Raw genomic sequence first — 24064 nt, forward strand, 5'->3', positions numbered from 1 at the left:
CTATCCACAGAACATCGGAAGCGCCACAGCAATGAGTGGCCGGTACGGTCATAACCTGGGCCAGCCTAAGGCTGGCCATTTGCCCGCGCCTTGATGCCGGGTGCGTAGTATTTGGAGATGACGCGCTCCAAGTACCCCTCGCCAAGGTCAATCCCCAGCCGACGGGCCGCTTCGTTTGCCAGGTCGGTATTCAATCTCAGTGGCGCTCCCTTCGGCTCAAGCGTGTAGTTTCCTTGCTTGCCGATTGCGAACTCCACAATCTTTACGATTTGCGGCATGGGTGAGGAATGGTTGGCTGCAATATTAACGATACGGGCGCTAGGCTTGGTGTGCCGCAAAAGCTCTTGTGCAATGGCAGCAACATCATCGATATCGATGATGTTGCGCTCGGCGTTTTGCCAGACGGTGAAATGCTCTCCACTCATGATCCGATCGCGCAAATAGTTGATCAAAGTGTGGTGGTTATGGCTGCTACCAACCACTTGCGGCAAGCGAAGCACGACAGAGTTTGGCGTGGCGAGTACAAGCGACTCCATTTTTCTCTTGTGACTCATATACGGAGTGTCCGCTGTGTCTCCCTCGATCAGTCCGCAGCTGCTGAAATACACTATCGTCCCGCAATCGCGATCGATGCAGGACGTCAGTAGGCTTTCCTCGCGAAGGAACTCGCTCTGCTCGCTTTCCTGTGAATTTGAAACGCCGGAAGCAAAGATTAGCCAATCTTTGTTAACTTCAAAGGCGGGCGCAAACGCCCGTGCCAGCAGGCCTCGCCCAACGATCACGACCACCCTCTCGACGCTTGAAGGGCGCCTGCATGCATCGCAAACACTCGCTCAAGTGGAGCGAACGCCCGGCTATGTCGATGACAGATGTCCCTACGCAAGTTATTCTCCCGACCCCTCAGTTAACGCAAGTTTTCAGATGTTCGCCCAACATCCTCTCGCGTCTCACAAGAGGAAGCAAGTTCATGCTGGGGCGCTAAAACATGACTTGTGAGGCTGATAGCGATTCCAGGACCAGGAAAAACCTGGTGCGGAATCCTTCGAATACCGGCAACAGCCTCAGATAAAGAGGGCGGGCCCAACTTTGTAATGGCGCCAGAGGAGCGGCTCAGGCGGCTGCACGAGTCTGCGGGCCTTTCTGGACAAATGCGCGCGCTCGCGAAGGAGCGTACGCAGATCACCGCCGGATCAGGTGGATCAGGGGCCCGCGGCCAGGTGCTTCCTGTGACCTATTTGAGTGGCGACCGGTTGACGCCATTCGGCTCAAGCTCACGGCCCTTTCGGGGCGGCGAGCGGCCTTCTCATAATGGTGATGTTGTGAAGTTTGATTTTAAGCCATATCGCGCCGGCATCGGATGCCTGGCTCAATGTGACGTTGCAACAGGTGCCACGCCTTGGTGGCACCTGTCGCAATGAGCGATTAGCGTTACAGGCTCGCTTCCAGCTCCGGAATGATCTTGAACAAATCCCCCACCAGGCCAATGTCCGCAATCTCAAAGATCGGCGCCTCGCCGTCCTTGTTGATCGCGACGATGGTGCCGGCGTCCTTGATGCCGGTAAGGTGCTGGATCGCGCCGGAGATACCGATGGCCATGTACAGCTCCGGCGCGATGATCTTGCCGGTCTGGCCTACCTGCAGGTCGCTCGGCACGTAGCCGGCGTCGACGGCGGCGCGCGAGGCACCCACGCCGGCGCCGATCTTGTCGGCGAATTTGTAGATGATGTCGAAGTTTTCCTTCGAGCCCACGCCGCGGCCGCCGGAGACCACCTTGCTGGCGCTCTGCAGGTCCGGGCGATCGCTCTTGCCCGATTGCAGTTCGACGAAGCGGGTATGCGAGGGCAGGGCGGCGTCGACGTTCAATGCCTCGACCGGTGCGCTGTTCGTGCCGCTCGCTGCCGCAGCCCACGAGGCCGTGCGAATCGTGGCGACCACGATGCTGCCCGCGTCGGCTTCCACCGTGATGATGGCGTTGCCGGCATAGATCGGGCGCTTGAAGGTGTGGCTGCTTTCCACGCTCATCACGTCGCTCACCTGGGCGACCCCGAGCAGGGCGGCGACGCGGGGCAGCACGTCCTTGCCGAAGGTCGTGGAAGGGGCAAACACGTGGCTGTAACCGGTGGCGGCCTTGGCGATCTGCGGCGCCAGCACGGCGGCGAGCGGGTGGGCGTTCTCGGCGCGGGCGATGGTGAGCACGCGACTGACGCCATCGATCTTGGCGGCCTCGGCAGCGATGGCGTCGGCGTTGTCGGCCAGCACCAGCACGTCGATGGCTTCGGGCTTGATCGCCGCAGCGGCGCTCACGGCGCGCGCGGTGGAGGAATTCAGCTTGCCGTTCAGATGTTCGGCGATGACGAGGATCTTGGACATGTGGTTATCTCCCAAGGCTGCTTAAAGCAGGCCCTTTTGCTTAAGGGCCGCGACCAGTTCGGCCGCATCCTTGACCATCACGCCCTTGCTGCGCTTGGCTGGCGCGGCGTAGTGCGTGGTCTTCAGATGATCGTTGGTTTCCACGCCGAGCGAGGCGAACTCGATGCTGTCGATCGGCTTGGACTTGGCCTTCATGATGTCCGGCAGCTTGATGAAGCGCGGCTCGTTGAGGCGCAAGTCGGTTGTGATCACAGCGGGCAGCTCCGCTTCGATCACTTCGAGGCCCGCATCCACTTCGCGGGTCACCGTGACCTTGCCATCGGCGATCTCGACCTTGCTGGCAAACGTAGCCTGCGGGCGATCCCACAGCGCGGCCAGCATCTGGCCCGTCTGGTTGGCGTCGTCGTCGATGGCCTGCTTGCCCAGGATCACCAGTCCCGGCTGTTCCTTTTCGATCAGCTTCTGGAAGATGCGGGCGGCGGTGAGCGGCTGCACGGCATCGGTCGTGACCACATGGATGGCACGGTTGGCGCCCATGGCCAGGCCGTTGCGCAGGTGGGCGGTGAGGTCGGCCGGACCGATGCCCACCACGATCACTTCTTCGGCGACGCCTTTTTCGCGCAGACGCAGCGCTTCTTCCAGCGCGATATCGTCGAAGGGGTTGGCGGAGAGCTTCACGCCATCCGTCACCACGCCCGTACCATCGGGCTTGACCTGAATGCGGACGTTGTAGTCCACGACGCGCTTGTAGCCGACCAATATCTTCATGTGCGGGTCCTTGGAGTTTCTTCCCGCCTGGGGCGGGGACAGCCGAAAGATCAATTATGCATTGTAACCAGGTTCAAACGATCGTTTGAACCCCGTCGTGCCCGGATCCCTTCAGGATGGCGGCCGCCAGCGCCGTTGCGCTTTGGCGCCAAGTGGGCCAAGACCGGGGCAGACACGGCGTGTGCGGCTCGCGGAGCCACGTGTCGAGGGCTAGGGCCAGCTCGGCGCTGTCCGCGGCGCGGAAATAACTGGCGTAGTCACCCATGGTCTCGCGGAAAACGGGCAAGTCGCGGGCAATGACGGGAAGACCGCGATGGCCGGCCTCCACCAACGGCAGGCCATAGCCCTCGCCGAAAGAGGGGGCCAGCAGCGCCGTGGACGAGCGGTAGATGCTTTCGAGCAACTGATCATCGGCGTTCTGAAACCAAAATAGGCGCCGATCCAGCTCCTCGTGTTGTTCGATACGCCGGACCAAAGCTTCAACCATCCAACCGGCGTGGCCGACGATGACGAAATTCAGCTCGCGCCCACTGGACCATAGCCGCTCAAAGGCATCCAGCGCCTGCACGTGCCCCTTGCGCGGCTCCAGCGTGCCCACCATCAGAATCGTGGCGCGCTGTAGATTGGCCTGGGCCAGCGACTGCGGTAGCGCGGAGACGGCAGTGTCCACCAAGGCTTCGGACCCGAGGGGAAAGTTGTCAACGAGAGGTTTCTGCGCAAACTGATAGGGCACGTTGCTTTGATCCAGCCAACTTGACAGTTCGCCGGCTGTGGCCGCCGAGACGCAGTGGAGGCCGTCGGCAAGGCAACTGACATGACGGAGCCAGCGGTTGAACAGGTTACGTGCAAACGGATGAAAGGCCTTGGGCAGCGTGATCGGCAGCAGGTCGTGCACGACGAAATGCATGCCTACACCGCGGCGATGCCAATCGCGCAGCAGCGATTCGGCCGAGCTCATGGCTTCGGCGGACCAGTCAAGGCCGATGTAGGTGTCATGAGCAGCGACCTGGACAAAATCGTCGTCCAGCGCGGTGTCATCCAGGCCCAGCAATCGCAAGGCATAGCGCCGGGCATAGCGGAAGCGGCCATTGACCAGGGCAATGGGCTCGATACGAACGCCAGGGGGCGGCGAGCGCAGCCATTGAGTGAGAATGGAGCGAACCACCCGCTGGATGCCGGTGCCTATATCGCGCTGAACGATCTGAGTGACGTCGACCAGCCACTGCGATGTGGCGCCTTGCGGACGCAGGGTGACCACCGCATCGCTGATTCTCGCCAAGTCGTCATCGTCCAGCGTGGCACCAACTCGACCAAGCTCATCAAGCAGCGCGGCTTCGCCACCTGCGTCGGCGGTGCCGAACCACGACTCGAGCTGGGGCGCCACCATGTTGGTCGAGCCCTCCTGCCATTCGGCCACGGCAATGCCCGAGGCGTCGATCGATGGCGGAATGGAAGAGCCGGCAGCCACCAGAATGCCCAGGCAATTCACTGGCGGGCTGCTGAGTGCGGACGTCGACTCGAAGCAGGCCGCATAGCCGCCCGATGCGTAGCGCACCGTCGGCGAGGCTGCCGGCGTGGCAGACGTGGTTGGTGGCGCCAGAAGCCACACGCCTGGCCATCGTTGGGTCAGCGCCGCTGTCTGCCACAAGTATTCGAGTGTCGTGACGTAGACGATGCGGTCAGCCGAATCGAGCAACGCAGAAAAGTCGGCCGGGGGGCGCATCGCATCAACCGGCATGGGCGTGGTTGACGTCGCATAGTGATTGCGCAGGGATTCGATCGATATGGCCTGGGCCGTGGCATCCACACAGAGCAGCAATGGTGAGCTTGGCTGCGTCGCTGCAACCAACGGCCGGCGCGTTGATCGTGCCGCGAGCGCTTCCATCGCGTGCATCGCGCGCATGGCGACGGCTTCCCACGTGAAACGCGAGGCCTGTTGCTTAGCGTGCTGACGGAGCATGTCGGACCGCTCCGGCTGGCCGAGCGCATCGGCCATGGCAGACGCGATGGCATCGGTGCGTGTCGGATCGAACGTGGCGTCGGGCCTGCCGATGACTTCCGGCAGGCTAGTCGTGTTGCTTGCCAGAACCGGCGCACCGCATGACATGGCTTCCAACGGCGGCAGCCCAAACCCTTCCAAGGTAGATGGGAAGACGAATAGAGCGCATGACGCGTATAGGTCGACCAACGCCTCATCCGAGACGAAACCCGTGAAGATCACGGAACTCGGCGCAACGTGGGCAGCGCGCATTGCCGACTTCAAGCCGGACATCTGTTCGGTCGATGTGCGCCCGACGATGACGAGCTGGTGTGTATCGCGCAGGCCGGGCGGCAATGAGGCGAAGGCCTGGATCAGGCGCGCAACGTTCTTGCGCGGATCGAAGCCGCCGTTGTACAGCACATATGGGCGCGTGATGCCATGCGCTGACTGCACACGTTGCAGCGTGGCCATCGCATCGTCGGGGGGGCGGAAGCGCGGTTCCACGCCACCGCCAATGGTGACGATGCGAGCAGGGTCTAGTCCCAGCCGCGCCAGTGCGTCATCACGCACCCATTCGGAAATGGATAGCAGCAGGTCGCATTGCGAAAGCGCTTCGATTTTTCCTTCGTACCATGCCTTTACACGGGGATGGCCGAGATACGCTTCAGGCTCGTGCAGAGGAATCAGGTCGTAGAGCGTGGCAACCGTATGAGTACCGGGGACGCCCCCTTCGGGAATGAGTGCGTCGTCCACGTAGCCTTCAATCATGCTGCTGAACCACACGACGTCCGCACGTGCCTGGGTCAAGCCATGGCGCGTCAAGAGCTCGCCGGCGCGTCGGCGCGTTTCGTTCCCGGCGTATTGGGCCGCGACGTCTCCAAGCGCAGGGATAACCAGTCGGCGATTCACGTCCGCATGTGGCTGCAGCGTGGCGATGATGCTGTCGGTTGCTTCGTCCAGTTGCGCGTTGAAGGCAAACTGCACGTCGTGCCGTTTTGCAGCCACCTGGGCAAAGGCCTTGGCCAGATCCAGGCTATAACGGCCGATGCCGCGATGGCGGCTCTGGCACTGCGCACCTTGCATGTCCAGCAGGATCTTCATGAGCGCGAGATCCGCGCCTTGAGGCGCTGCATGACGTCGCGAGCGGGCCGGGAGAGGTGAACGCTGTCCACGTCCAGGGCCGCTTCGCGGCGTTGGTGACTATGCAATAGGCCACGCAGGCGCATGTCCAGCGCCGGAAATCGATAGATGATGAGGGTGAGCTTGCGGCGCAGCTGCGGTCGGCTGGCCAGCCATTGCCTGAGTGGCGCGAACAATCGCCTCACTTCAAATACCTTCCGGCGCACTTGGCCGCGAGAACACCCGTAACAGGGTATTTCGAGCCTGTTCGATCGAGAAGTGATGGCGAACATTCTCAAGCGCGCCATCGGACAACTGCATCCATAGGTCGCGGTCGCGGCAAAGCCGAAGAATGGCCCGGGCGAAGCCATTCGCATCGTCCGCGATCAGGGCGTTGGATTCGTCTACAAGAAACATGCCTTCCGCCGCGACCGATGTGACAACCACCGGCAGTCCGTAGCTCATGGCAAGGTTGACCTTTCCCTTCACGCCGGCACCGAAACGCAGCGGCGCTACCGACACCCGGCAGCTGTGCATCAGCGGCTCGATGTCGTCAACGCGTCCGTGAATAACCAGGCCGTCTCGCGTCAACGCGCGGCGCGATGCCTCGTCGATATCGCCCACAACATGCAGCACCAACGAAGGCTCGCTTGCCCGCAGCAATGGCAGGATCTCCTGCGCGAACCATTGCATGGCGTCAGCGTTGGGTGGGTGTCCGAAGCCACCAATGAAAAGGAGGTCTCGACGCGCTTCAAAACCCTTGCCCCTGCCGTGGATCGCATGGATATTGCTCAGTAATTCCACGCGTGTGTTCGGCAGTTCACGTGCCAAGGTCAGTCGTTCCTCCTGGCTGACCACGAGTGTCGCGTCGCTGCGTGAAATAGCGTCCAGCTCGCGGCGGCGCGACTGTGCCGCGTGGCGATAAAGACGCTTATTGCCTGTTAGCGCCGCGGCGCGTTGCTCGCGCACGTAATGCAGGTCGACCGTGTCGAACACGACTTTGGCCTGCGGACTACTTTGGCGGATGACGCCCAAGTACTGGCTCGCCACAGGCAGACGGCACAGCAGCACAGCGTCGAGTTCTTGGCCTTCCTGACGCAGCCAGCGAAACGGATTTCCGTGTTGGTAACGCACGCCGATATTGGCGAGCCTTGCGATATCGGCGGGCGTGGCGAAGCCATCGGCGGCCACGAAATCGATGCGCCATCCTTGTTCGTGCAGCAACTGCATCATCTGCGTCAATCGCATTGAGCCCGAATCGCGAATGGGATCGGGCACCATGCTGTCAACGACCAATATGCGCCGAGTCCCGTTGCCGTCGTGCCCGGGCATCCGTACGTCGACCCCGGTTGCTGCGGCGGTACCCAGCATCGACCGGAAACCCACCCCCTGCTGCAGCAGGCGGTGGAACGCGCCGCGCACGCCACGCTGCGCGATACTGCCTTTGATGCGCCTGGCGAAGTACAGGAGGCGGCTGATCCGCCAAGTGAATGCGTTGTTCACAAATTCTGGTAATTCGGACCCGAACCACCTTCCGGGGTGACCCAGTTGATGATCTGGTAGGGGTCCTTGATGTCGCAGGTCTTGCAGTGGACGCAGTTGGCGGCGTTGATCTGCAGGCGTTTGCCAGCGTCGTCGCTGACGATTTCATAGACGCCCGCGGGGCAGAAGCGCGTGCACGGGTTGCCGTATTCCACCGCGCACTGGGTCACGCACACATTGGTGTCGGCGACGTGCAGGTGGATGGGCTGGTCTTCGTCGTGCTCGGTGGCGGCGAAGTAGACGCCGGCGAGGCGGTCGCGCGGCGGGAGCTCGCGCGGCTGCACGTAGTCGCGTTTGGGCTCTTCGCACTCGCCCAGCTTGTGCAGCGAGGACCAGTCCGCCTTGTTCTTGAGCGTCCACGGCGAGGCGCCGCGCAGCACGGTTTCCCATGCCGCGTTCAGCATGCCGAACCACAGGCCCTTCTTGAAGGCGGGTTTGATATTGCGGACCGATTTGAGCTCGGCCATCACGTCCGAAGCGCGCAGCTTGGCGTCAAAGCCGGCCGGGTTGAGCTGGTTGGCGACCAGGTGTTCGGCGGCGAGCATGCCGCTCTTGATCGCCTGGTGGGTGCCCTTGATCTTGGGCACGTTGAGCAGGCCGGCGGTATCGCCGATCAGCAGGGCGCCAGGCATTTCCACTTTGGGCAGCGACTGGTAGCCACCGGTGACGATGGCACGCGCGCCGGCGGAAAGAATGCTGCCGCCTTCGAGCAAGGACTTCACCGACGGATGGTTCTTCCACTGCTGGAAGGCTTCCCACGGCTGGTAGTTGGGATCGCTGTAATCGAGGCCGCTGACGTAGCCCAGCGCGATGCGATCCTTGTCCAGGTGATAGAGGAAGCTGCCGCCATAAGTGTGATTGTCGGCCGGCCAGCCAAAGCTGTGCACGATCTTGCCCGGCTGCACGCGGCCCGGAGGCAGCTGCCACAGTTCCTTGATGCCGATGGAGTAGCCCTGCGGGTCGCTGTCCTTGTCCAGCGCAAAGCGCTTGATCAGCTGCTTGGTCAGGCTGCCACGGGCGCCTTCGGCCAACACGGTGACCTTGGCCTTGATGTCGATGCCCTGCGTATAGCCGGCCTTGTGCGATCCGTCCTTGGCCACGCCCATGTCGCCGATGCGCACGCCGGAGACGGAGCCGTCGTCGTTGTGGACGGTGTCGGCCGCGGCAAAACCGGGGAATACATCCACGCCCAGCGCTTCGGCCTGCGGCGCCAGCCAGGCGCACATGGCGCCCAGCGACACGATGAAATTGCCGTGGTTGTTCATGCCCGGCGGCACCGGCAGCTTGCGGCCGCCGGTCTTGCTCAGCAGCCAGAATTCATCCTCGGTGGCCGGCACGCAGATGGGCGGCGGATTGTCGCGCCAGCCCGGCAGCAGCGCATCCAGAGGCTGCGGCTCGATCACGGCGCCGGAGAGGATCTGCGCGCCGATGGTCGAGGCCTTCTCGATCACGCACACGCTCGTTTCCGGCTGCAACTGCTTGAGACGGATGGCGAACGCGAGGCCGGACGGGCCTGCGCCAACGACGACGACGTCGTATTCCATGATTTCGCGGTCGCTCACGGCTCACTCCAGCTGATCTTGTACGGCATGCCTACCGTTCTCTGACGTACGGTACGGGTAATCCGGCATTGTCCGGGTTCGGGCCATTGGGGGCAACGGTGGCCGAATCCTTGCAAACCCTTCATGTGTGATGGCGATAATCCCCCCAAAAGCGACCCAGGGAAGAAAGTAATGAATGTGCAGCCCCCGATCAGCGAACTCGACCTGCGTCGCGCCACCATGTGCCAGCTCTTGCACTGGCTGGCGGTGGAGCGCGTGCAGCCGCAGGGGCTGGCCGAGACCTATCTGGAGGCCATCGAGCGCGTCAATCCACAGCTCAATGCCTATGTGAGTCTCAGCTCGGCCATGCTGCAGGAGCAGGCGTTGGCCGCCCAGCATCGCCGCCGCGACGGCGTGATCGGGCGGCTCGACGGTATTCCCATCGCGCTCAAGGACAATTTCGACGTCGCCGGCTGGCCCACCAGCGCCGGCCTTGCGGGGCGGCACCAGCCGGTCGCCGACGATGCCCACGTGGTGTCGCGCTTGCGCGCCTCGGGTGCGGTGTTAATCGGCAAGACCAATATGGACGAGGGTGCGCTGGGCGCGGTGACCAATAATCCGCATTTCGGTGCAACGCACAATCCGCATCGCCATGGCTACACCGCCGGGGGCTCGTCGGGCGGTGCGGCGGCGGCCGTGGCGGCGGGACTCGCGGTGGCTGCCGTGGGTTCGGACAGCCTGGGCTCGATTCGCATCCCGGCCAGCTATTGCGGCGTCTACGCGCTCAAGCCTACCCATGGTGAGATTTCGGCGCGCGGCATGGTGCCGGCGGCGCGACGCCTCGATACGGTGGGCCTGATCGCGCGCAGCGCCGATGACCTGACCGTGTTGCTGCAGGTGCTGGCCGGTTACGACGCCGACGATGCGCGTTCGCGCCGTCGACGCGTTGCCTTGTCGCCGCCGGATTGGGAGCCGGGTCGCCTGCGCGCGGGCTTTCTGCCCAATCTGAGCGCCGTCGGTGTGCACCCGGATGTGATCGAGGTGTTCGAGGCAGCGCTGGCGAAATGGCCGCGCGAGCTCGGCGAACGCCGCACGGTGGATTTCGCCGACTGGGATTTTGCCCGCACGCGTCGCGCCGGCCTGCTGCTGATGGAGGCCGAGATGCTCGGCACCTTCGCCGCCGATCTGGCCAACACGGACGAACGCGCGTCGGAGCATTTCCGTCGGCTGCTGAGTTACGCCGCCGGCAAGAGCGCCGCCGACTACGCGACCGCCGATCGCGTGCTCGATGCCGCCACCTTGAAGATGCGCCGCCTGTTTGCGCAGATCGACGTGCTGGTGCTGCCGACCACGCCGCAGGGTGCATTCCCGCTCGATGGCCCGGTGCCCGATTCGCAGGCGGACCTCACCAGCTTCGCCAGCCTGGCCGGTTGCCCGGCGGTGAACATACCGATGGGCTATCTGCCCGACGGCATGCCGATCGGCCTGCAACTGGTGGGCGCGCGCGGCTCGGACCTGCGGCTGCTGGAGCTGGCTTCCGTGTGCGCCGCGACGCTCGACGTGGAACCGGGATTCCCGGCGATTCGTTGAGGCGAGGCAGGGTGATGGCGTGAGCCTGTTCGATCAGACGACGCCCGTTGGCTGGCAACCCTTGCCGCTGCCGGGCGCTGCGCTTTCGCTGTGGCCGCAGTGGCTGGGCAGTGGCGAAGCCGAAGCGCTGTTTGCCGAACTGCAGTCCACCATTGCGTGGGAAGTTCACCGCATCCGCATCTTCGGGCGCGAAGTGGATTCGCCGCGCCTCAGCTGCTGGATCGGCGACGAAGACGCCAGTTACGTTTATTCGCGCACGCGCTTCGCGCCGCATCCGTGGACGCCGGCCTTGCGCGCCCTACGCGACCGCGTGGCCGCTGCCTGCGATGCGCGCTTCAACAGCGTGCTCGCCAATCTCTACCGCAACGGCCAGGACTCCATGGGCTGGCATAGCGACAACGAGCCGGAGCTGGGGCGCCAACCGGTGATCGCGTCCTTGAGCCTGGGCGCGGCGAGACGCTTTCGCCTGAAGCCGCGCGGCGAGGCGGCGCGTGGCGACGTGCTGGCGATCGAGCTGGAGCACGGCAGCCTGTTGCGCATGGCGGGCGATACGCAGCAACGCTATGTGCATGACCTGCCGAAGACGAGCGCGGCGGTCGGGCCGCGCATCAACCTCACTTTCCGCTGGGTGGATGCCTCGCGGCGCCAGGCCGCGTAGCCTCAGTTCGTCCGCACGTCATGGCCATCGAGTGGCTGCTGCAACGTCCAGTTCACCAGTTGCGAGGCGAGCGCGTCGCTGGCCTGTCCAAACGCTGCAACGACCTGCGGTACCGTCGTGCCGCCCACCGGTTGGGTGATGTCGAAGCGATGCGTGGCCACGATGCGCAGACCGCTGTTCTTCACCAGTCGGGCATCGAAGCGGATCACCACGACGGGCTGTCCGTTCTCATAGACGGACTGGAACGAGCGCAGGTCGCCAGCGAGCGAGTAGTCCGCCTGCAGGCTGGTCTCGTCGCTGCTCAGGCCGGCGATGCGTCCGTTGTCGCGGAAGGCATCCATGATGCGGTTGCGCAGCAAGGTCGTCGCGTTGTCAGCCCAGCGCGCGCCCTGGTACACGCTGACCACATTGCCTTGAGGCAGCACCGCGATGCGCGAGCTGTCGATCATGCGCTCGGCGTTGGGCGTATCCACCCGCAACGACCAGTTCACCGCAGACGCGCCGTCGCGTGGCAGCGGCGTGGACGGCAGTCGGTAGACATCGGGTGATTCCGCCTTGGGCAGGATCGTACAGGCGCCGAGCAGCGCGATCGCTGCACAGACACTCAGGCGCAGGTGCAACCTCATGGCACAAACTCCTTGCTACGGTCGCGGCCGAGCAGGAAGCCCGCCGGGTTTTCGTCGAGGCGGCGTGACACGCCGCGCAGCGAGCCGGCCGCATCGCGCAATTCGCGCACGGCCGGGCCCAGTTCACTGAAGCCCTGCAGGCCGCCGTTGATGGCGGCACGGTTGTCGCTGAGCAGACGGTCGATATCCGCGGCGGAATGGTCGAGCGAGGCCATGGCGTTGCGCGCGCTTTCCAGCGCGGCGCGCGCCTGGTTGTCCACCAGGCCGTTCGCATTGCGTACCAGCTGGTTGGTCTGCGCCAAGGTCTCATTGGCCTGCTTGCTCGCCTGCGCCAGCTGCTGAAGCAACTGGTGAATGTCCTCGCGCTGATCGGCGACGGTGCCGGTGATCTGGTCCAGGTGCTGCAGCGTGCGGCTGATGCGATCGGCGTTTTCCGGCGAGAGCAGCATGTTCGCCTTCGCCACCACTTCATTGATGTTGGTCACCAGGTCTTCGCCGTTGGCCAGAATCTGGCTGAGCGGGGAAGGGTCGGCCACGATCACCGGCAACTGGTCGTCCTTCGACACTAGTGGCGGGCTGTTGGGCGAACCGCCGCTGAGCTGGATGACGGACAAGCCGGTCACGCCGGTCAGGGTGAGCTTGGCATGCGTGTCCTGCTTCACCGGAACGTCGCCGCCAAGACGAATGCGCGCCAGCACTTTGCGCGGATCCTGCGGGTCCAGCTTGAGCTGGGTGACGGCGCCTACCTTGATGCCGTTGTACTGCACCGCGCTGCCCTGCGAGAGGCCGCTGACCGCTTCGTTGAACACGATCTGATAATCGGTGAACTGGCGGTCCGAACTGGACTTGGCCAGCCACAGCGCGAACAGCAGCGCGGCGGCGACCACGATCACCGTGAACAGGCCTATGAGTACGTGATGGGCACGCGTTTCCATGTCATTTCACCTCGGAATTCGAATCGCGTTCGTGCGCCTCTTCGGCGGCGCGGCCACGCGGGCCGTGGAAATAGGCTTGCACCCATGGATCGGGGTAGCGAGCAACCTCGTCGAGTGGGCCTACCACCAGCACCTTCTTCTGCGAGAGCACCGCCACGCGATCGCAGATGGTGTAGAGCGTGTCCAGATCGTGGGTGACCAGGAATACGGTGAGGCCCAATGCATCGCGCAGGGTGAGGATCAACTGATCGAACGCCGCCGCGCTGATCGGATCCAGGCCTGCCGTAGGTTCGTCCAGGAACAGGATTTCCGGATCCAACGCCAGCGCACGCGCCAGCGCCGCGCGCTTCACCATGCCACCGGAAAGCTCGGATGGAAATTTGGTTTCCGTGCCCATCGGCAGGCCGGCGAGCGCCAGTTTCACGCCGCCCAGGTGCTGCGCATCGGGGCGGGTGAGCCCGGCGTGTTCGATCAGCGGCATCGCCACGTTCTCCACGATATTGAGTGAGGAGAACAGTGCGCCATTCTGGAACAGCACCCCGAAGCGCCGCTCCACGCGGGAGCGCTGCTCGGGCGACAGGCTCAGCAGGTCCTGGCCGAACACGTGCACGTGTCCGGAGGTCGGGCGTTGCAGCCCCACGATGCTGCGCAGGAGCACGGACTTGCCCGTACCCGAGCCGCCGACTACGCCAAGGATTTCGCCGCGGCGCACATCCAGGTCCAGGTGCTCGTGCACGATCTGCGTGCCGAAGCGGTTCACCAGGTGACGAACCTCGATCACGTTCTCGGCGGTTTGCGGTTTGGCGACGGCGTTCACCAGCCCATCTCCATATAGAAGAGTGCGGCCAGCGCATCGATCAGGATCACCACGAAGATCGACTGCACCACGCTGGAGGTGGTGTGTTCGCCCACCGATTCGGCACTGCCGCTGACCTTGAAACCTTCCAGGCAACCGATCACCGCAATCAGGAAGGCGAACACCGGCGCCTTGGCGATGCCAACCAGGAAGTTCTTCACCCCGATATCCGACTTCACCAGGTTGATGAACATCACCGGCGGTATGTCGAGCACCATGGCGCAGACCAGCCCGCCGCCGATCAGGCCGGCAATCATCGCCAGAAAGGTGAGCATCGGCAGCGAGGCAAGCATGGCCAGCACCCGTGGCAGCACCAGCAGTTCCATCGGGTCGAGGCCGAGCGCGCGGATCGCGTCGATCTCCTCGTTCGCCTTCATCGAGCCGATCTGCGCGGTGAACGCGCTGGCGGTGCGACCGGCCAGCAGGATGGCAGTGAGCAGCACGGCGAACTCGCGCAGGAACGAAAACGCCACCAGATCCACGGTGTAGATGGTGGCGCCAAAGTCCGCCAGCACGGTCGACCCCAGGAAGGCCACCACCGCGCCCACCATGAAGGTGAGCAGCATCACGATGGGCACGGCATCCAGGCCGGTCTGCTCGATATGCGCCACCAGGGAGGTGACGCGCCAGCGACGCGGGCGCCAGACGGTCTGCACAAAGGTCTGCAGAGTGAGACCGATGAAGCCCAGCAGCTGCACCTGTTGGTGCCAGACGTTGTCCATCGCCGCGCCGATACGCGCCAGCAGCTCGCTCACGGTGTTGTGGCGGCGCCTGGATTTGGGCTTGACGTAGCTGGCCATCGCCTTGCCGACGGTCTGCAGCAACGCGCGCTGGGCGGCGGGCAGGGTCGGATCCTGGGTGGCCAGGTCGCCCAGCCGTTCGGCGCCCAACAGGCCGGCCAGCAGCGCGGCGCCGGCCGTATCCAGCGCACCCAGGGCGCTCAAATCGATCGGCGTGTTGTGATGGAGGTGGCGCTTGAGCGCATCGACCGCGCGCTCCAGCACGGCGTAGTGGGCCAGGGTCCAGTCGCCTGCCACACGCAGGCGTGGGGGCGTGGCCGTGGCATCGAGTTGTGCGCTTCCTGTCGCCATCGATGTACTCATGAAGCTCGATCTTAGTGGAGTGTGGCCTAGATCAGGTGACGAAACGATGGTGAGGTCATCGCCGATGGACCTGATGCGTTTTGGTACGTCCTGTCGATGCCGTGCCTGTCACGGCGCCCATTTTCCGCTAGATTCCTCCCTTGACCGCGCGCCCCCAGGCGCTATCGGACCCAGGAAACAGTGACGCCACGCATGCCTTCCATGTCCCATCTGGACGCCCTCGAAGCCGAGAGCATCCACATCTTTCGCGAAACGGCGGCCGCTTTCGAGCGCCCCGTGATGTTGTATTCGATCGGCAAGGATTCGTCCGTCCTGTTGCATCTGTTGCGCAAGGCGTTTTATCCGGCCCGGCCGCCGATGCCCTTGCTGCATGTGGATACGACCTGGAAGTTCCGCGAGATGATCGCCTTCCGTGACCAGGTGGCCGCCGAGGGTGATGTGCAGGTGCTGGTGCATATCAACCAGGACGGCGTGCGCCAGGGCATCTCGCCGCTGACCCACGGCTCGGCAGTACACACCGACGTGATGAAGACGGTCGCCCTCAAGCAGGCGCTGGATCAGTACGGCTTCGATGCCGCCATTGGCGGCGCGCGGCGCGACGAGGAAAAATCCCGCGCCAAGGAGCGCGTGTTCTCCTTCCGCAATGCGCAGCATCACTGGGACCCCAAGCATCAGCGGCCCGAGTTGTGGCACACCTTCAATACGCGCATCCACAAGGGCGAAAGCGTGCGCGTGTTCCCGCTGTCCAACTGGACCGAGATGGATGTGTGGCACTACATCCGTCGCGAGAACATTCCGGTGGTGCCGCTGTACTTCGCCAAGCCGCGCCCAGTGGTGGCCCGTGATGGCGCGCTGATCATGGTCGATGACGAGCGCTTCACCCTGCGCGATGGCGAAACGGTCGAGCTGCGCGAGGTGCGCTTCCGCACCCTGGGCTGCTATCCGCTGACCGGTGCGGTGGAGTCGTCGGCCGACACGCTGGACAAGATCATTGACGAGATGGCCGCGTCCCGCACCTCGGAACGCCAGGGCCGGGTAATCGACAACGACGGCAGCGCCTCGATGGAACGCAAGAAGCAGGAGGGGTATTTCTGATGGCTACGCTGGACGCCACCCCGACCCTCATTGAGGACACCAACCTGCTGCGCTTCATCACCTGCGGCAGCGTCGACGACGGCAAGAGCACGCTGCTCGGCCGGTTGCTCTACGACGCCGGCATGGTGCCGGACGACCAGCTCGCCGCGCTCGCCCGCGACAGCCGCAAGCTGCATGCGGAGGCTGCGGACGCGTTGGATTTTTCGCTGCTCACCGATGGCCTGGACGCCGAGCGCCAGCAGGGCATCACCATCGACGTCGCCTACCGCTACTTCCACACGCCGCGGCGCAGCTTCATCGTGGCCGACTGCCCCGGGCACGAGCAGTACACCCGCAACATGGCCACCGGCGCCTCCAACGCCCAACTGGCGGTGGTGCTGGTCGATGCGCGCAAGGGGCTGCTGCCGCAGACGCGCCGGCACAGCTATATCTGCGCCCTGATGGGCATCCGCCAGGTGGTGCTGGCGGTGAACAAGATGGACCTGGTGGATTGCCGCGAGGACATCTACGCCGCCATCGCCCATGAGTACCGCGAGCTTGCCACCCAATTGGGTATCACCACGGTGCATTGCCTGCCGGTGGTGGCGCCGGGCGGCGACAACGTGGGTCATCGCTCGACGCGCATGCCCTGGTATCAGGGTCCCAGTTTGCTCGAGCTGCTGGAGTCGGCCGACATGACCGCCACGCAGGCGCAGGACTTCCGCATGCCGGTGCAATGGGTCAATCGCCCCGATGCATCGTTCCGCGGCTATGCCGGCACGGTGTGCGGTGGTCGTCTGACCGTGGGTTCGGAGATCGTGGTGCAGCCGGCGATGCGCCGCGCACGCGTGGAACGCATCGTGACGGCCGACGGCGATCTGTCCGAAGCCGTGGCTGGCCAGGCGGTGACGCTCACGCTCGACCGCGAGGTCGATGTGAGCCGCGGCGACGTGATCGCCGACGCCGCGTGCCCCGCGCCGGTGGCCGACCAGTTCGCCGCCCACGTGCTGTGGATGGGCGACGAATCGCTGCTGCCCAACCGTGCCTATTGGATGAAGATCGGCACCCGCACGGTCAACGCGCGGGTCACCTCGATCAAGCACAAGGTGGACGTCAACACCCAGGCGGAACTTGCCGCCCGCCGCCTGGAGCTCAACGAGGTCGGTTACTGCAACATCGACCTGGACCACGCCATCGCGTTCGAGTCCTACCGGGACAACCGCACGCTGGGCAGTTTCATCCTGATCGATCGCACCACCAACGCTACGGTGGCCTGCGGCATGCTGGACTTCGCGCTGCGCCGCGCCTCCAACGTGCACTGGCAGCACACCGACCTGGACCAGGAAGCGCGCAGCCTCAGCAAGGGTCAGCAGGCGCGCTGCCTGTGGTTCACCGGTTTGTCCGGCGCGGGCAAGTCGACCGTGGCCAACCTGGTCGAGCGCCGCCTGCATGCGCTCGGTTACCACACCTATATGTTGGACGGCGACAACCTGCGCCATGGCCTCAACAAGGACCTGGGCTTCACCGCCGAGGCGCGCGTCGAAAACGTGCGCCGCGTCGCCGAGGTGGCACATCTGATGGTCGATGCCGGGCTGATCGTGCTGGTCTGCGTAATCTCGCCGTTCCAGAGCGAGCGCCGCTTCGCCCGCGGTTTGTTTGGCGAAGGTGAATTCCTCGAGGTGTTCGTCGACACCACGCTGGAAGAATGCGAGCGCCGCGATCCCAAGGGGCTCTACCGCAAGGCGCGAGCCGGCGAGATCTTCAACTTCACCGGCATCGACTCGCCGTACGAAGCCCCGGAGCATGCCGAGCTGCATCTGCTCACGGCGGGCCTGCGCGCGGAGCAGCTCGCCGAGCAGGTGGTGGAGCAGTTGCTTGCCGGGCAAGGTCACGCGCCGCGCTGAGCCAGCCGCGACATGCCAAGCTCGTCATCCCGGCGCAGGCCGGAATCCAGTTGCGACGCGATGGGTCGTCGCCGCAGCTTCCAACGCAGGCTGGCGTGAGGCGATAGCCGGACGCTCGGCAACTGGATTCCGGCCTGCGCCGGAATGACGGCTAGGAAAGGTCTCAGCACTTTGCCGTCGATCCGCCTGGATGCTGCGTCGCAAGATGTTCAGCGATACGCCCCCGCACGGCGCTCGGCTTGGAATGTATCCGTGCGCCCGGCGATAATGTTTCTTTCCCCAGAGCACGACTGCGATGACCGACAAGACCGTACTCAATGACACCCATCGTGCGCTCGGCGCGCGCATGGTCGATTTCGGCGGCTGGGACATGCCGATCAACTACGGCTCGCAGATCGAGGAACACCATGTCGTGCGCCGTGACGCCGGCATGTTCGACGTCTCCCACATGACCGTGGTCGACCTGCACGGCGCACGCACGCGCGAGTTCCTGCGCCACTTGCTGGCCAACAGCGTGGACAAGCTGAAGGTGCAGGGAAAGGCGCTGTACTCCTGCATGCTCAACGAGCAGGGCGGCGTGATCGACGACCTGATCGTCTACTTCCTGGGCGAGGAGTTCTTCCGCCTGGTGGTGAACGCGGCCACCCGTGAGAAGGATCTCGCCTGGATCGCCAAGCAGGCCAAGGCGTTCGACGTGGAGGTCAAGGAGCGTCCGGACTACGCCATGATCGCCGTGCAGGGTCCGAACGCCCGCGCCAAGGTGATCGGCCTGCTGGCCGAGGTGGATCACGAGCGCATGAAGAAGCTCGGCAAGTTCGCCGCCGCCGCTGCCCAAGGGCCGCATGGCATGCCGCTGTTCGTGGCCCGTACCGGCTACACCGGCGAAGACGGTTTCGAAATCATCGTGCCGCAGGAGCACGCCGTCGCCTTGTGGCAGGCGCTCGCCGCCGCCGGTGTCGCGCCAGCCGGCCTGGGTGCGCGCGACACGCTGCGTCTTGAGGCAGGCATGAACCTCTATGGCCAGGACATGGACGACACCGTGTCGCCGTGGGAAGCGAACCTGGGCTGGACCATCGCACTGGACGAAGGGCGAGACTTCATCGGCCGCCAGGCGCTCGAAGCGCAGAAGGCGGCAGGTGTAAAGCGCGTGATGGTCGGCCTCGTGCTCGACGACAAAGGTGTGCTGCGTCACGGTCAGGCCGTGCTCACCGCCAACGGCGCCGGCGAGATCCTGTCCGGCAGCTTTGCGCCGACGCTCAACAAGGCGGTGGCGTTTGCACGCATTCCGGTCGGCGAGCCGGGCGAGGTGCGCGTGGATATCCGCGGCCGCGAAGTGCCGGTACGCATCGTCAAATACCCCTTCGTGCGCGACGGCCAACCCTGCGAAGGCATCTGACTTCAGGCCTCAACGCGGCACGGGCGCAGCCCGTGTTGCCCATCGGGTGAAGGCGGCTAGAATTGGCGCTCCACCCACGACCCATACCAACGACTGGATCCGATCATGAGCGAGATTCCCGGCGATCTGAAATTTCTCAAGTCCCACGAATGGGCCCGCGTCGAAGACGACGGCCTGGTACGCGTGGGTATCTCCGACCACGCCCAGGGCCAGCTCGGTGACCTGGTGTACGTCGAGCTGCCGGAGATCGGCGCGAGCGTGCAGGCCGGTCACGGCGTTGCCGTGGTCGAGTCGGTCAAGGCCGCTTCCGACATCTACAGCCCGGTCTCCGGCGAGATCGTGGCGGTCAACGAAGAGCTCAACGACAAGCCTGAAACGATCAACGAAGACGCCTTCGGCAACGGCTGGATCTTCCTGGTCCGCGCCAGCGACCGCGGCGAACTCGATGAGCTGCTCGATGCCGACGCCTATGCCGAACTGGTCGAAAACGAAGACCACTAAGCCCTGACGTTCGATGCTGCACCCGATGCCGGCCGCCTCAAGCGGCCGGCTTCTTTTTGACTCGCGGACAGGTTTTTTTCGAGACGCAAAGAACCGATTCGGTAGGGTTCGGACGCATCGATTTTTACGTTGAAGTTATCGCCGTCCATGCCGATAGAAGTCCAACACGGCGATCCGGTGAGCCGGGGTCGCGTCGCGAGTCGACCCTCTTCGACGCCTCCGAGCTCGTCCAAGACGGTCCGGAACGACCCTCCGGGCCGGCCTCTGAAAAAATAAATTCAGTCGCCTTTCGTTCATCAAAAGGGGTATGCCGGGGAGGGCTCCGGCATGTCGTTGATGTGTCTCGACTTGTGAGACGCACGGCTGTTAGGCGCCTGCGCATGGAAAAGACAAAATGGCTTGTTTTAAGCGGTTTTGTCGGGGTCCAGGTAATCAAACAGGCATTAACATCTGGAGGTATGGACGTCCAAATGAAAATGCCTTCAAACCCCCGTAAGGCCTTGTCTGGCGGGGGTTTGGACCCTCCCGGGGGTAGATGAAACGGATTGATTTAATGGTTAAAATCAATTGACAGCTGAAATCTTCAGGAATAGCTTTCGCATCGGAACACGGAGAACGGGTGCCATGGCAACATCGAAATTCATCAAGCCTTATGTCGATCATGGAGAGAAGGCCGGCGCAGTACGCAAGATCACGGTCTCGATCCCATTGCACATCTTGAGGCCCTTGTCTGACGAACGCACCCGTCGTCAGGTGAACAATCTTCGGCACGCCACGAACAGCGATCTGCTGGTTGAGGCGTTCCTGCACGCTTTTACTGGGCAACCACTGCCAACTGATGAGGAGCTGAGACGAACTATGGCCACTGCCAAGAAAGCCACCGCAAAGAAGGCCGCCAAGAAGGCGTCCAAGAAGACCGCCGTGAAGAAGACCGCTGCCAAGAAGCCGGTCGCCCGCAAGCCGGCCGCCAAGAAGGCTGCCAAGAAGGTCGCCAAGAAGGCTGTTGCTAAGAAGCGCCCGGCCGCTGCCAAGAAGGCTGCCGTGAAGAAGGTCGCGACCAAGAAGGTTGCGAAGAAGGCTGTTGCTAAGAAGCGCACCGTGAAGAAGGCTGCCGCTGCCAAGGTCGTCAAGGCGACCAAGGCTGCGAAGGCCCCCAAGGCTACCAAGGCCCCCAAGGCCAAGAAGTAAGCTTTAAGCTTTACTCTTAATAACAAGCAAGAACGACTTTTCTCCCCGCGGTGCCCAGCGCGGGGAGAGTCCTTCGAAAGAGCGACTCGTCCCGGCCCTTGCCGGGACGCTTCGTTTCCGGGGTAAGAAAATCCGGGGTAAGAAAATTCAGGGTAGGAAAATTTCCTAACCGCGACGGTCAGGCGTCAGCGACGCCCGAGCCAGCCCAATACGACGCGATGTGCGGCTAGTCGCCGACACGACGAACGATTTGCCGTAGTGCTGCATTACGGTTACCTTTCACACATCCGCGCCGCGGTGGCCTGGGGAGGCTGCCGCTCCTGGATTCACAGGGGGAAAAAGCGCGGGTATCTGATGCCACTCGGTGAGAGATCATGGATACCCGAAACAAACGTCATGCGCGTCATTACGCGCGTGGGGCCATTCGGCCCGCTGCCATTGCCATTGTTGCTGTCGTTGCCGTACTTGCCGCAGCTTCATGGTTCCTCATCATCAAACCGCACCAGGACCTGGTCGACGCCGACGTCGGTGCGCATCCGTCCACGCCGGTAAAGGCGGGCGCCGAAGCACCGCCGCCGCCCGTCAACGTGGCCGCCATGAGCATGAACCAGCTGCTCTCGGAAGCCCGCAAGGCAGTCAACGAACAACGTCTGCTGGCACCGGCCGGCAACAACGCGTTCGAGTTCTATCTGAAGGTGCTGGAGAAGCAACCCGGCAACCAGGTGGCCACCGATGCGCTGCGCGAGACCTTTCCGGTGGGCGCGAGCGTGGCCGAACAGGCGATCAACCAGCGCGACTTCAACGAAGCCCAGCGACAGATCGATCTGTTGACCAAGGCCGACCCGGCGAACTACACGCTGACCATCCTGCGCTCCAAGCTCGATGCCCAGCGCAAGTTGCTCGATCGCGAGCAGCAGCTGGCCTCGGACAAGGAGAAGCAACAGCAGCTGGCCACGCAGAAGGCTGCATCGGACAAGGCCGATGCCGATCGCCTTGCCGCGGAGGCCCAGCAGAAGGCGGTAGCCGACCAGCGTGCGGCACAGGCACGCGCAGCTCAGCAGCAACAGGCGGCGGAAGCCGCTCGCCAGCAGCAGAACTCGTCCGCGACCGCCAGCACCGGCAACACGGCGTCCGCGAGCGCCGGCGGTACGCATCCGGCCGTGCTGTTGCGTAATGTGCCGCCGCGTTATCCGACCACCGCTGTTCGCGCGAACCAGGAAGGCTGGGTGGAAGTAGCCTTCACCATCACGCCGGAAGGCACGGTGGACGATGTGAAGGTGGTGGATGCCGAGCCGCGTCACGTGTTCGATCGCGCAGCTACCGAGGCGGTGAGCCGCTGGAAGTTCCAGCCGGCCACCCAGGACGGCAGTCCGGTGCCGTCGCAGGACAAACGCCGCATCGTGTTCAAGCTCAACTGACGGACGGGCCGCGCCCGCGGCCCGTACCCGCCAACGCAAAGCGCCGCATGGAAACATGCGGCGCTTTTTTTATGGACCGGTGGCTAGCGCTTGCTGCCGTGTGCCGTGGCCGCGCTCTTGCTCTTCTTGCGTGTCTTGCCCTTGGCCGTGTTGGCGGCGGGTGCGTCGCTTTCGATGCCCGCCCAGTCCACGTGCGGGAGACCGAGCAGGCTGTCGAACACCATCGGCAGCAGGCCGGCGGGCAGCGGATCGGCGGAGTTCCACATCATCACCAGGCCTACGTGCTGCCTGGGCAGGAAGCCGATCATGGTGCGATAGCCTTCGACCGCGCCGGCGTGGAAGATCATCGTTTCGCCTTCATAGTCGAACACGCGCCAACCCAGCGCATAGGAGGCATCCTCCAGCCGCGCGCGACGCCAGGGCGCCGAATGCATTTCGACCGGCGTGGACACTTCCGGTGCGTGCAGCGTCTTGAGCAGCGCCGTCGGCAGCACATCCGGGCGACCGCCCATCTGTGCGATCAACCACTGCTCCATGTCCTTCAGGCTCGCATTGACGCCCGCCGCGGGAGCCACGCGGTAATAGGCATCCTTCGGCTCGAACGGAATCCAGCCGTTGCTGCTGGGGCGATGCGGGCGCGCCCAGCTCTTGCTTGCTTCCAGTGCTTCGCGACCGTAGCTCGCGGTTTTCATGCCCAGCGGGAAGAAGATGTTCTTGTCGACTTGGCGGGTGAAGAAGTCGCCGGTCTGCGCATACACCACGTCGCCGATCAGGCTGAAGGCGATGTTTTGATAGCCATAGCACTGACCCACATCGCAGGTAAGCGAGACCTCGTCGAGCCGGCGCACCAGCTCTTCGTAGGGCACGTTGTCCTCGAGCATGCTGTCGTAGGTGTTCTTGGGCAGGCCCAGGCGTTGGCCGAGAATGTCGCGCACCGTTGCCTGCTGCGCAGCGCTGTCGCTCTTGAGCCGGAAGAACGGCAGCACATTGACGAGCTTGGTATCCCAGGACAGCTTGCCATCGCTCACCAGGACGCCCGTGAGGGCCGTGGCGAACGCCTTGGATAGCGATGCCAGCCGGAACACCGTCGCGGGCGTCACCGGCTCGCGCGTGGCGGCGTTGGCGTAGCCGATGGTGTCCTCGAATACGACTTTGTTGTCGGCCACCACCGCGGTCGCCAGGCCTGCCACGACGTTGCGCTGATCCACTTGCTCCAGCCACTGCTGATAGGCGCCCAGCGTGTCCTTCATGCGATCGGCAGGCACGCCCGGCGATGGCGCGGAAACATTGGCGTCGTTCGCCGGCGTCGCCGCGTGTGCGGCGGGCAGGGCGGCGGCCCATCCCAGGGCGGCGGCAATGAGCAGTGGAAGCGTGCGTAACGTCATGCTGTTCGAATGGCTGGGCGTCGCGTGACGCGGGTCGAAGGACAGCTCGGAGCGAGCTGGGCGTTGAGCCAGGTCGATCCATGACGGCCGCCGGAGAGTAGCGCAGGAA

Annotated in this window: 20 protein-coding genes; 8 read left to right on the top strand and 12 right to left on the bottom strand. The window is 64.0% G+C overall.

Annotation, left to right across the window (positions count from 1 at the left end; all coding sequences use genetic code 11):
• Positions 1-65 precede the first annotated feature (65 nt).
• The 7 genes from AC1DMY_RS00875 to AC1DMY_RS00905 form a co-directional block, all read right to left on the bottom strand.
• Positions 66-788 (bottom strand): NAD-dependent epimerase/dehydratase family protein, encoded by a 723-nt coding sequence (locus tag AC1DMY_RS00875; protein ID WP_477163168.1) that lies wholly within the window; start codon positions 786-788, stop codon positions 66-68.
• Between the two features lie 640 nt (positions 789-1428).
• Positions 1429-2370 carry an electron transfer flavoprotein subunit alpha/FixB family protein gene (locus AC1DMY_RS00880; protein WP_477163169.1) on the bottom strand — a complete coding sequence of 314 codons (942 nt, stop codon included), beginning with the start codon at positions 2368-2370 and terminating at the stop codon, positions 1429-1431.
• 21 nt (positions 2371-2391) lie between these two features.
• Positions 2392-3138 carry an electron transfer flavoprotein subunit beta/FixA family protein gene (locus tag AC1DMY_RS00885; protein WP_477163170.1) on the bottom strand — a complete coding sequence of 249 codons (747 nt, stop codon included), beginning with the start codon at positions 3136-3138 and terminating at the stop codon, positions 2392-2394.
• A gap of 73 nt (positions 3139-3211) precedes the next feature.
• The gene (locus AC1DMY_RS00890) at positions 3212-6220 is read right to left on the bottom strand and encodes a glycosyltransferase family 4 protein (protein WP_477163171.1); all 3009 of its coding nucleotides are present in this window, start codon (positions 6218-6220) and stop codon (positions 3212-3214) included.
• Positions 6217-6444 carry a hypothetical protein gene (locus AC1DMY_RS00895; RefSeq protein ID WP_477163172.1) on the bottom strand — a complete coding sequence of 76 codons (228 nt, stop codon included), beginning with the start codon at positions 6442-6444 and terminating at the stop codon, positions 6217-6219. Before AC1DMY_RS00895 ends, AC1DMY_RS00890 begins: the two co-directional genes overlap by 4 nt.
• Before the next feature lies 1 nt (position 6445).
• Positions 6446-7741 carry a glycosyltransferase gene (locus AC1DMY_RS00900; RefSeq protein ID WP_477163173.1) on the bottom strand — a complete coding sequence of 432 codons (1296 nt, stop codon included), beginning with the start codon at positions 7739-7741 and terminating at the stop codon, positions 6446-6448.
• A complete protein-coding gene (locus tag AC1DMY_RS00905; protein ID WP_477163174.1) occupies positions 7738-9342 on the bottom strand; it encodes an electron transfer flavoprotein-ubiquinone oxidoreductase in 1605 nt (534 codons plus the stop codon). Before AC1DMY_RS00905 ends, AC1DMY_RS00900 begins: the two co-directional genes overlap by 4 nt.
• Positions 9343-9513: 171 nt before the next feature.
• Here AC1DMY_RS00905 and AC1DMY_RS00910 point away from each other — a divergent pair, with 171 nt between their 5' ends.
• Positions 9514-10911 (top strand): amidase, encoded by a 1398-nt coding sequence (locus tag AC1DMY_RS00910; RefSeq protein WP_477163175.1) that lies wholly within the window; start codon positions 9514-9516, stop codon positions 10909-10911.
• A gap of 19 nt (positions 10912-10930) precedes the next feature.
• On the top strand, positions 10931-11569 hold the full coding sequence (locus AC1DMY_RS00915; protein WP_477163176.1) for an alpha-ketoglutarate-dependent dioxygenase AlkB family protein: 639 nt from the start codon (positions 10931-10933) through the stop codon (positions 11567-11569).
• Positions 11570-11571: 2 nt separating this feature from the next.
• Here AC1DMY_RS00915 and AC1DMY_RS00920 read toward each other — a convergent pair whose 3' ends face one another.
• Genes AC1DMY_RS00920 through AC1DMY_RS00935 form a run of 4 tightly spaced genes read right to left on the bottom strand, consistent with a single transcriptional unit; the run spans position 11572 to position 15089 of the window.
• Positions 11572-12195 (bottom strand): ABC-type transport auxiliary lipoprotein family protein, encoded by a 624-nt coding sequence (locus AC1DMY_RS00920; RefSeq protein ID WP_477163177.1) that lies wholly within the window; start codon positions 12193-12195, stop codon positions 11572-11574.
• Complete coding sequence (locus AC1DMY_RS00925; protein WP_477163178.1) at positions 12192-13130, bottom strand: MlaD family protein; 939 nt, start codon at positions 13128-13130, stop codon at positions 12192-12194. The genes AC1DMY_RS00920 and AC1DMY_RS00925 overlap by 4 nt, the downstream gene beginning before the upstream one ends.
• A 1-nt stretch (position 13131) precedes the next feature.
• Positions 13132-13947: an ABC transporter ATP-binding protein gene (locus tag AC1DMY_RS00930; protein WP_477163179.1), complete on the bottom strand. Its 816-nt coding sequence runs from the start codon at positions 13945-13947 to the stop codon at positions 13132-13134.
• Entirely contained in the window at positions 13944-15089 is a 1146-nt protein-coding gene (locus AC1DMY_RS00935) for an MlaE family ABC transporter permease (RefSeq protein ID WP_477163180.1), read from the bottom strand. Before AC1DMY_RS00935 ends, AC1DMY_RS00930 begins: the two co-directional genes overlap by 4 nt.
• A 192-nt stretch (positions 15090-15281) precedes the next feature.
• Between AC1DMY_RS00935 and cysD the strand changes: the two genes are divergently transcribed.
• From cysD to AC1DMY_RS00965, 6 genes are all read left to right on the top strand, one after another.
• Positions 15282-16184 (top strand): sulfate adenylyltransferase subunit CysD, encoded by a 903-nt coding sequence (gene cysD / locus AC1DMY_RS00940; protein ID WP_477163181.1) that lies wholly within the window; start codon positions 15282-15284, stop codon positions 16182-16184.
• Positions 16184-18067: a sulfate adenylyltransferase subunit CysN gene (cysN, locus tag AC1DMY_RS00945; protein WP_477163182.1), complete on the top strand. Its 1884-nt coding sequence runs from the start codon at positions 16184-16186 to the stop codon at positions 18065-18067. Before cysD ends, cysN begins: the two co-directional genes overlap by 1 nt.
• A gap of 295 nt (positions 18068-18362) precedes the next feature.
• On the top strand, positions 18363-19463 hold the full coding sequence (gene gcvT, locus AC1DMY_RS00950) for a glycine cleavage system aminomethyltransferase GcvT (RefSeq protein ID WP_477163183.1): 1101 nt from the start codon (positions 18363-18365) through the stop codon (positions 19461-19463).
• A gap of 105 nt (positions 19464-19568) precedes the next feature.
• Positions 19569-19964, top strand: a complete 396-nt coding sequence (gene gcvH, locus AC1DMY_RS00955; RefSeq protein WP_046972737.1) for a glycine cleavage system protein GcvH — start codon at positions 19569-19571, stop codon at positions 19962-19964.
• A 624-nt stretch (positions 19965-20588) separates the two neighbouring features.
• Positions 20589-21152, top strand: a complete 564-nt coding sequence (metJ, locus tag AC1DMY_RS00960) for a met regulon transcriptional regulator MetJ (protein WP_477163184.1) — start codon at positions 20589-20591, stop codon at positions 21150-21152.
• Positions 21153-21526: 374 nt separating this feature from the next.
• A complete protein-coding gene (locus AC1DMY_RS00965) occupies positions 21527-22570 on the top strand; it encodes an energy transducer TonB (RefSeq protein ID WP_477163185.1) in 1044 nt (347 codons plus the stop codon).
• An 83-nt stretch (positions 22571-22653) separates the two neighbouring features.
• Here the strand turns inward: AC1DMY_RS00965 and AC1DMY_RS00970 are convergent, their stop codons facing one another.
• The gene (locus tag AC1DMY_RS00970) at positions 22654-23955 is read right to left on the bottom strand and encodes a serine hydrolase domain-containing protein (RefSeq protein ID WP_477163186.1); all 1302 of its coding nucleotides are present in this window, start codon (positions 23953-23955) and stop codon (positions 22654-22656) included.
• Between the last annotated feature and the right edge of the window lie 109 nt (positions 23956-24064).

The sequence above is a fragment of the Dyella sp. 01L423 genome (assembly GCF_056399945.1).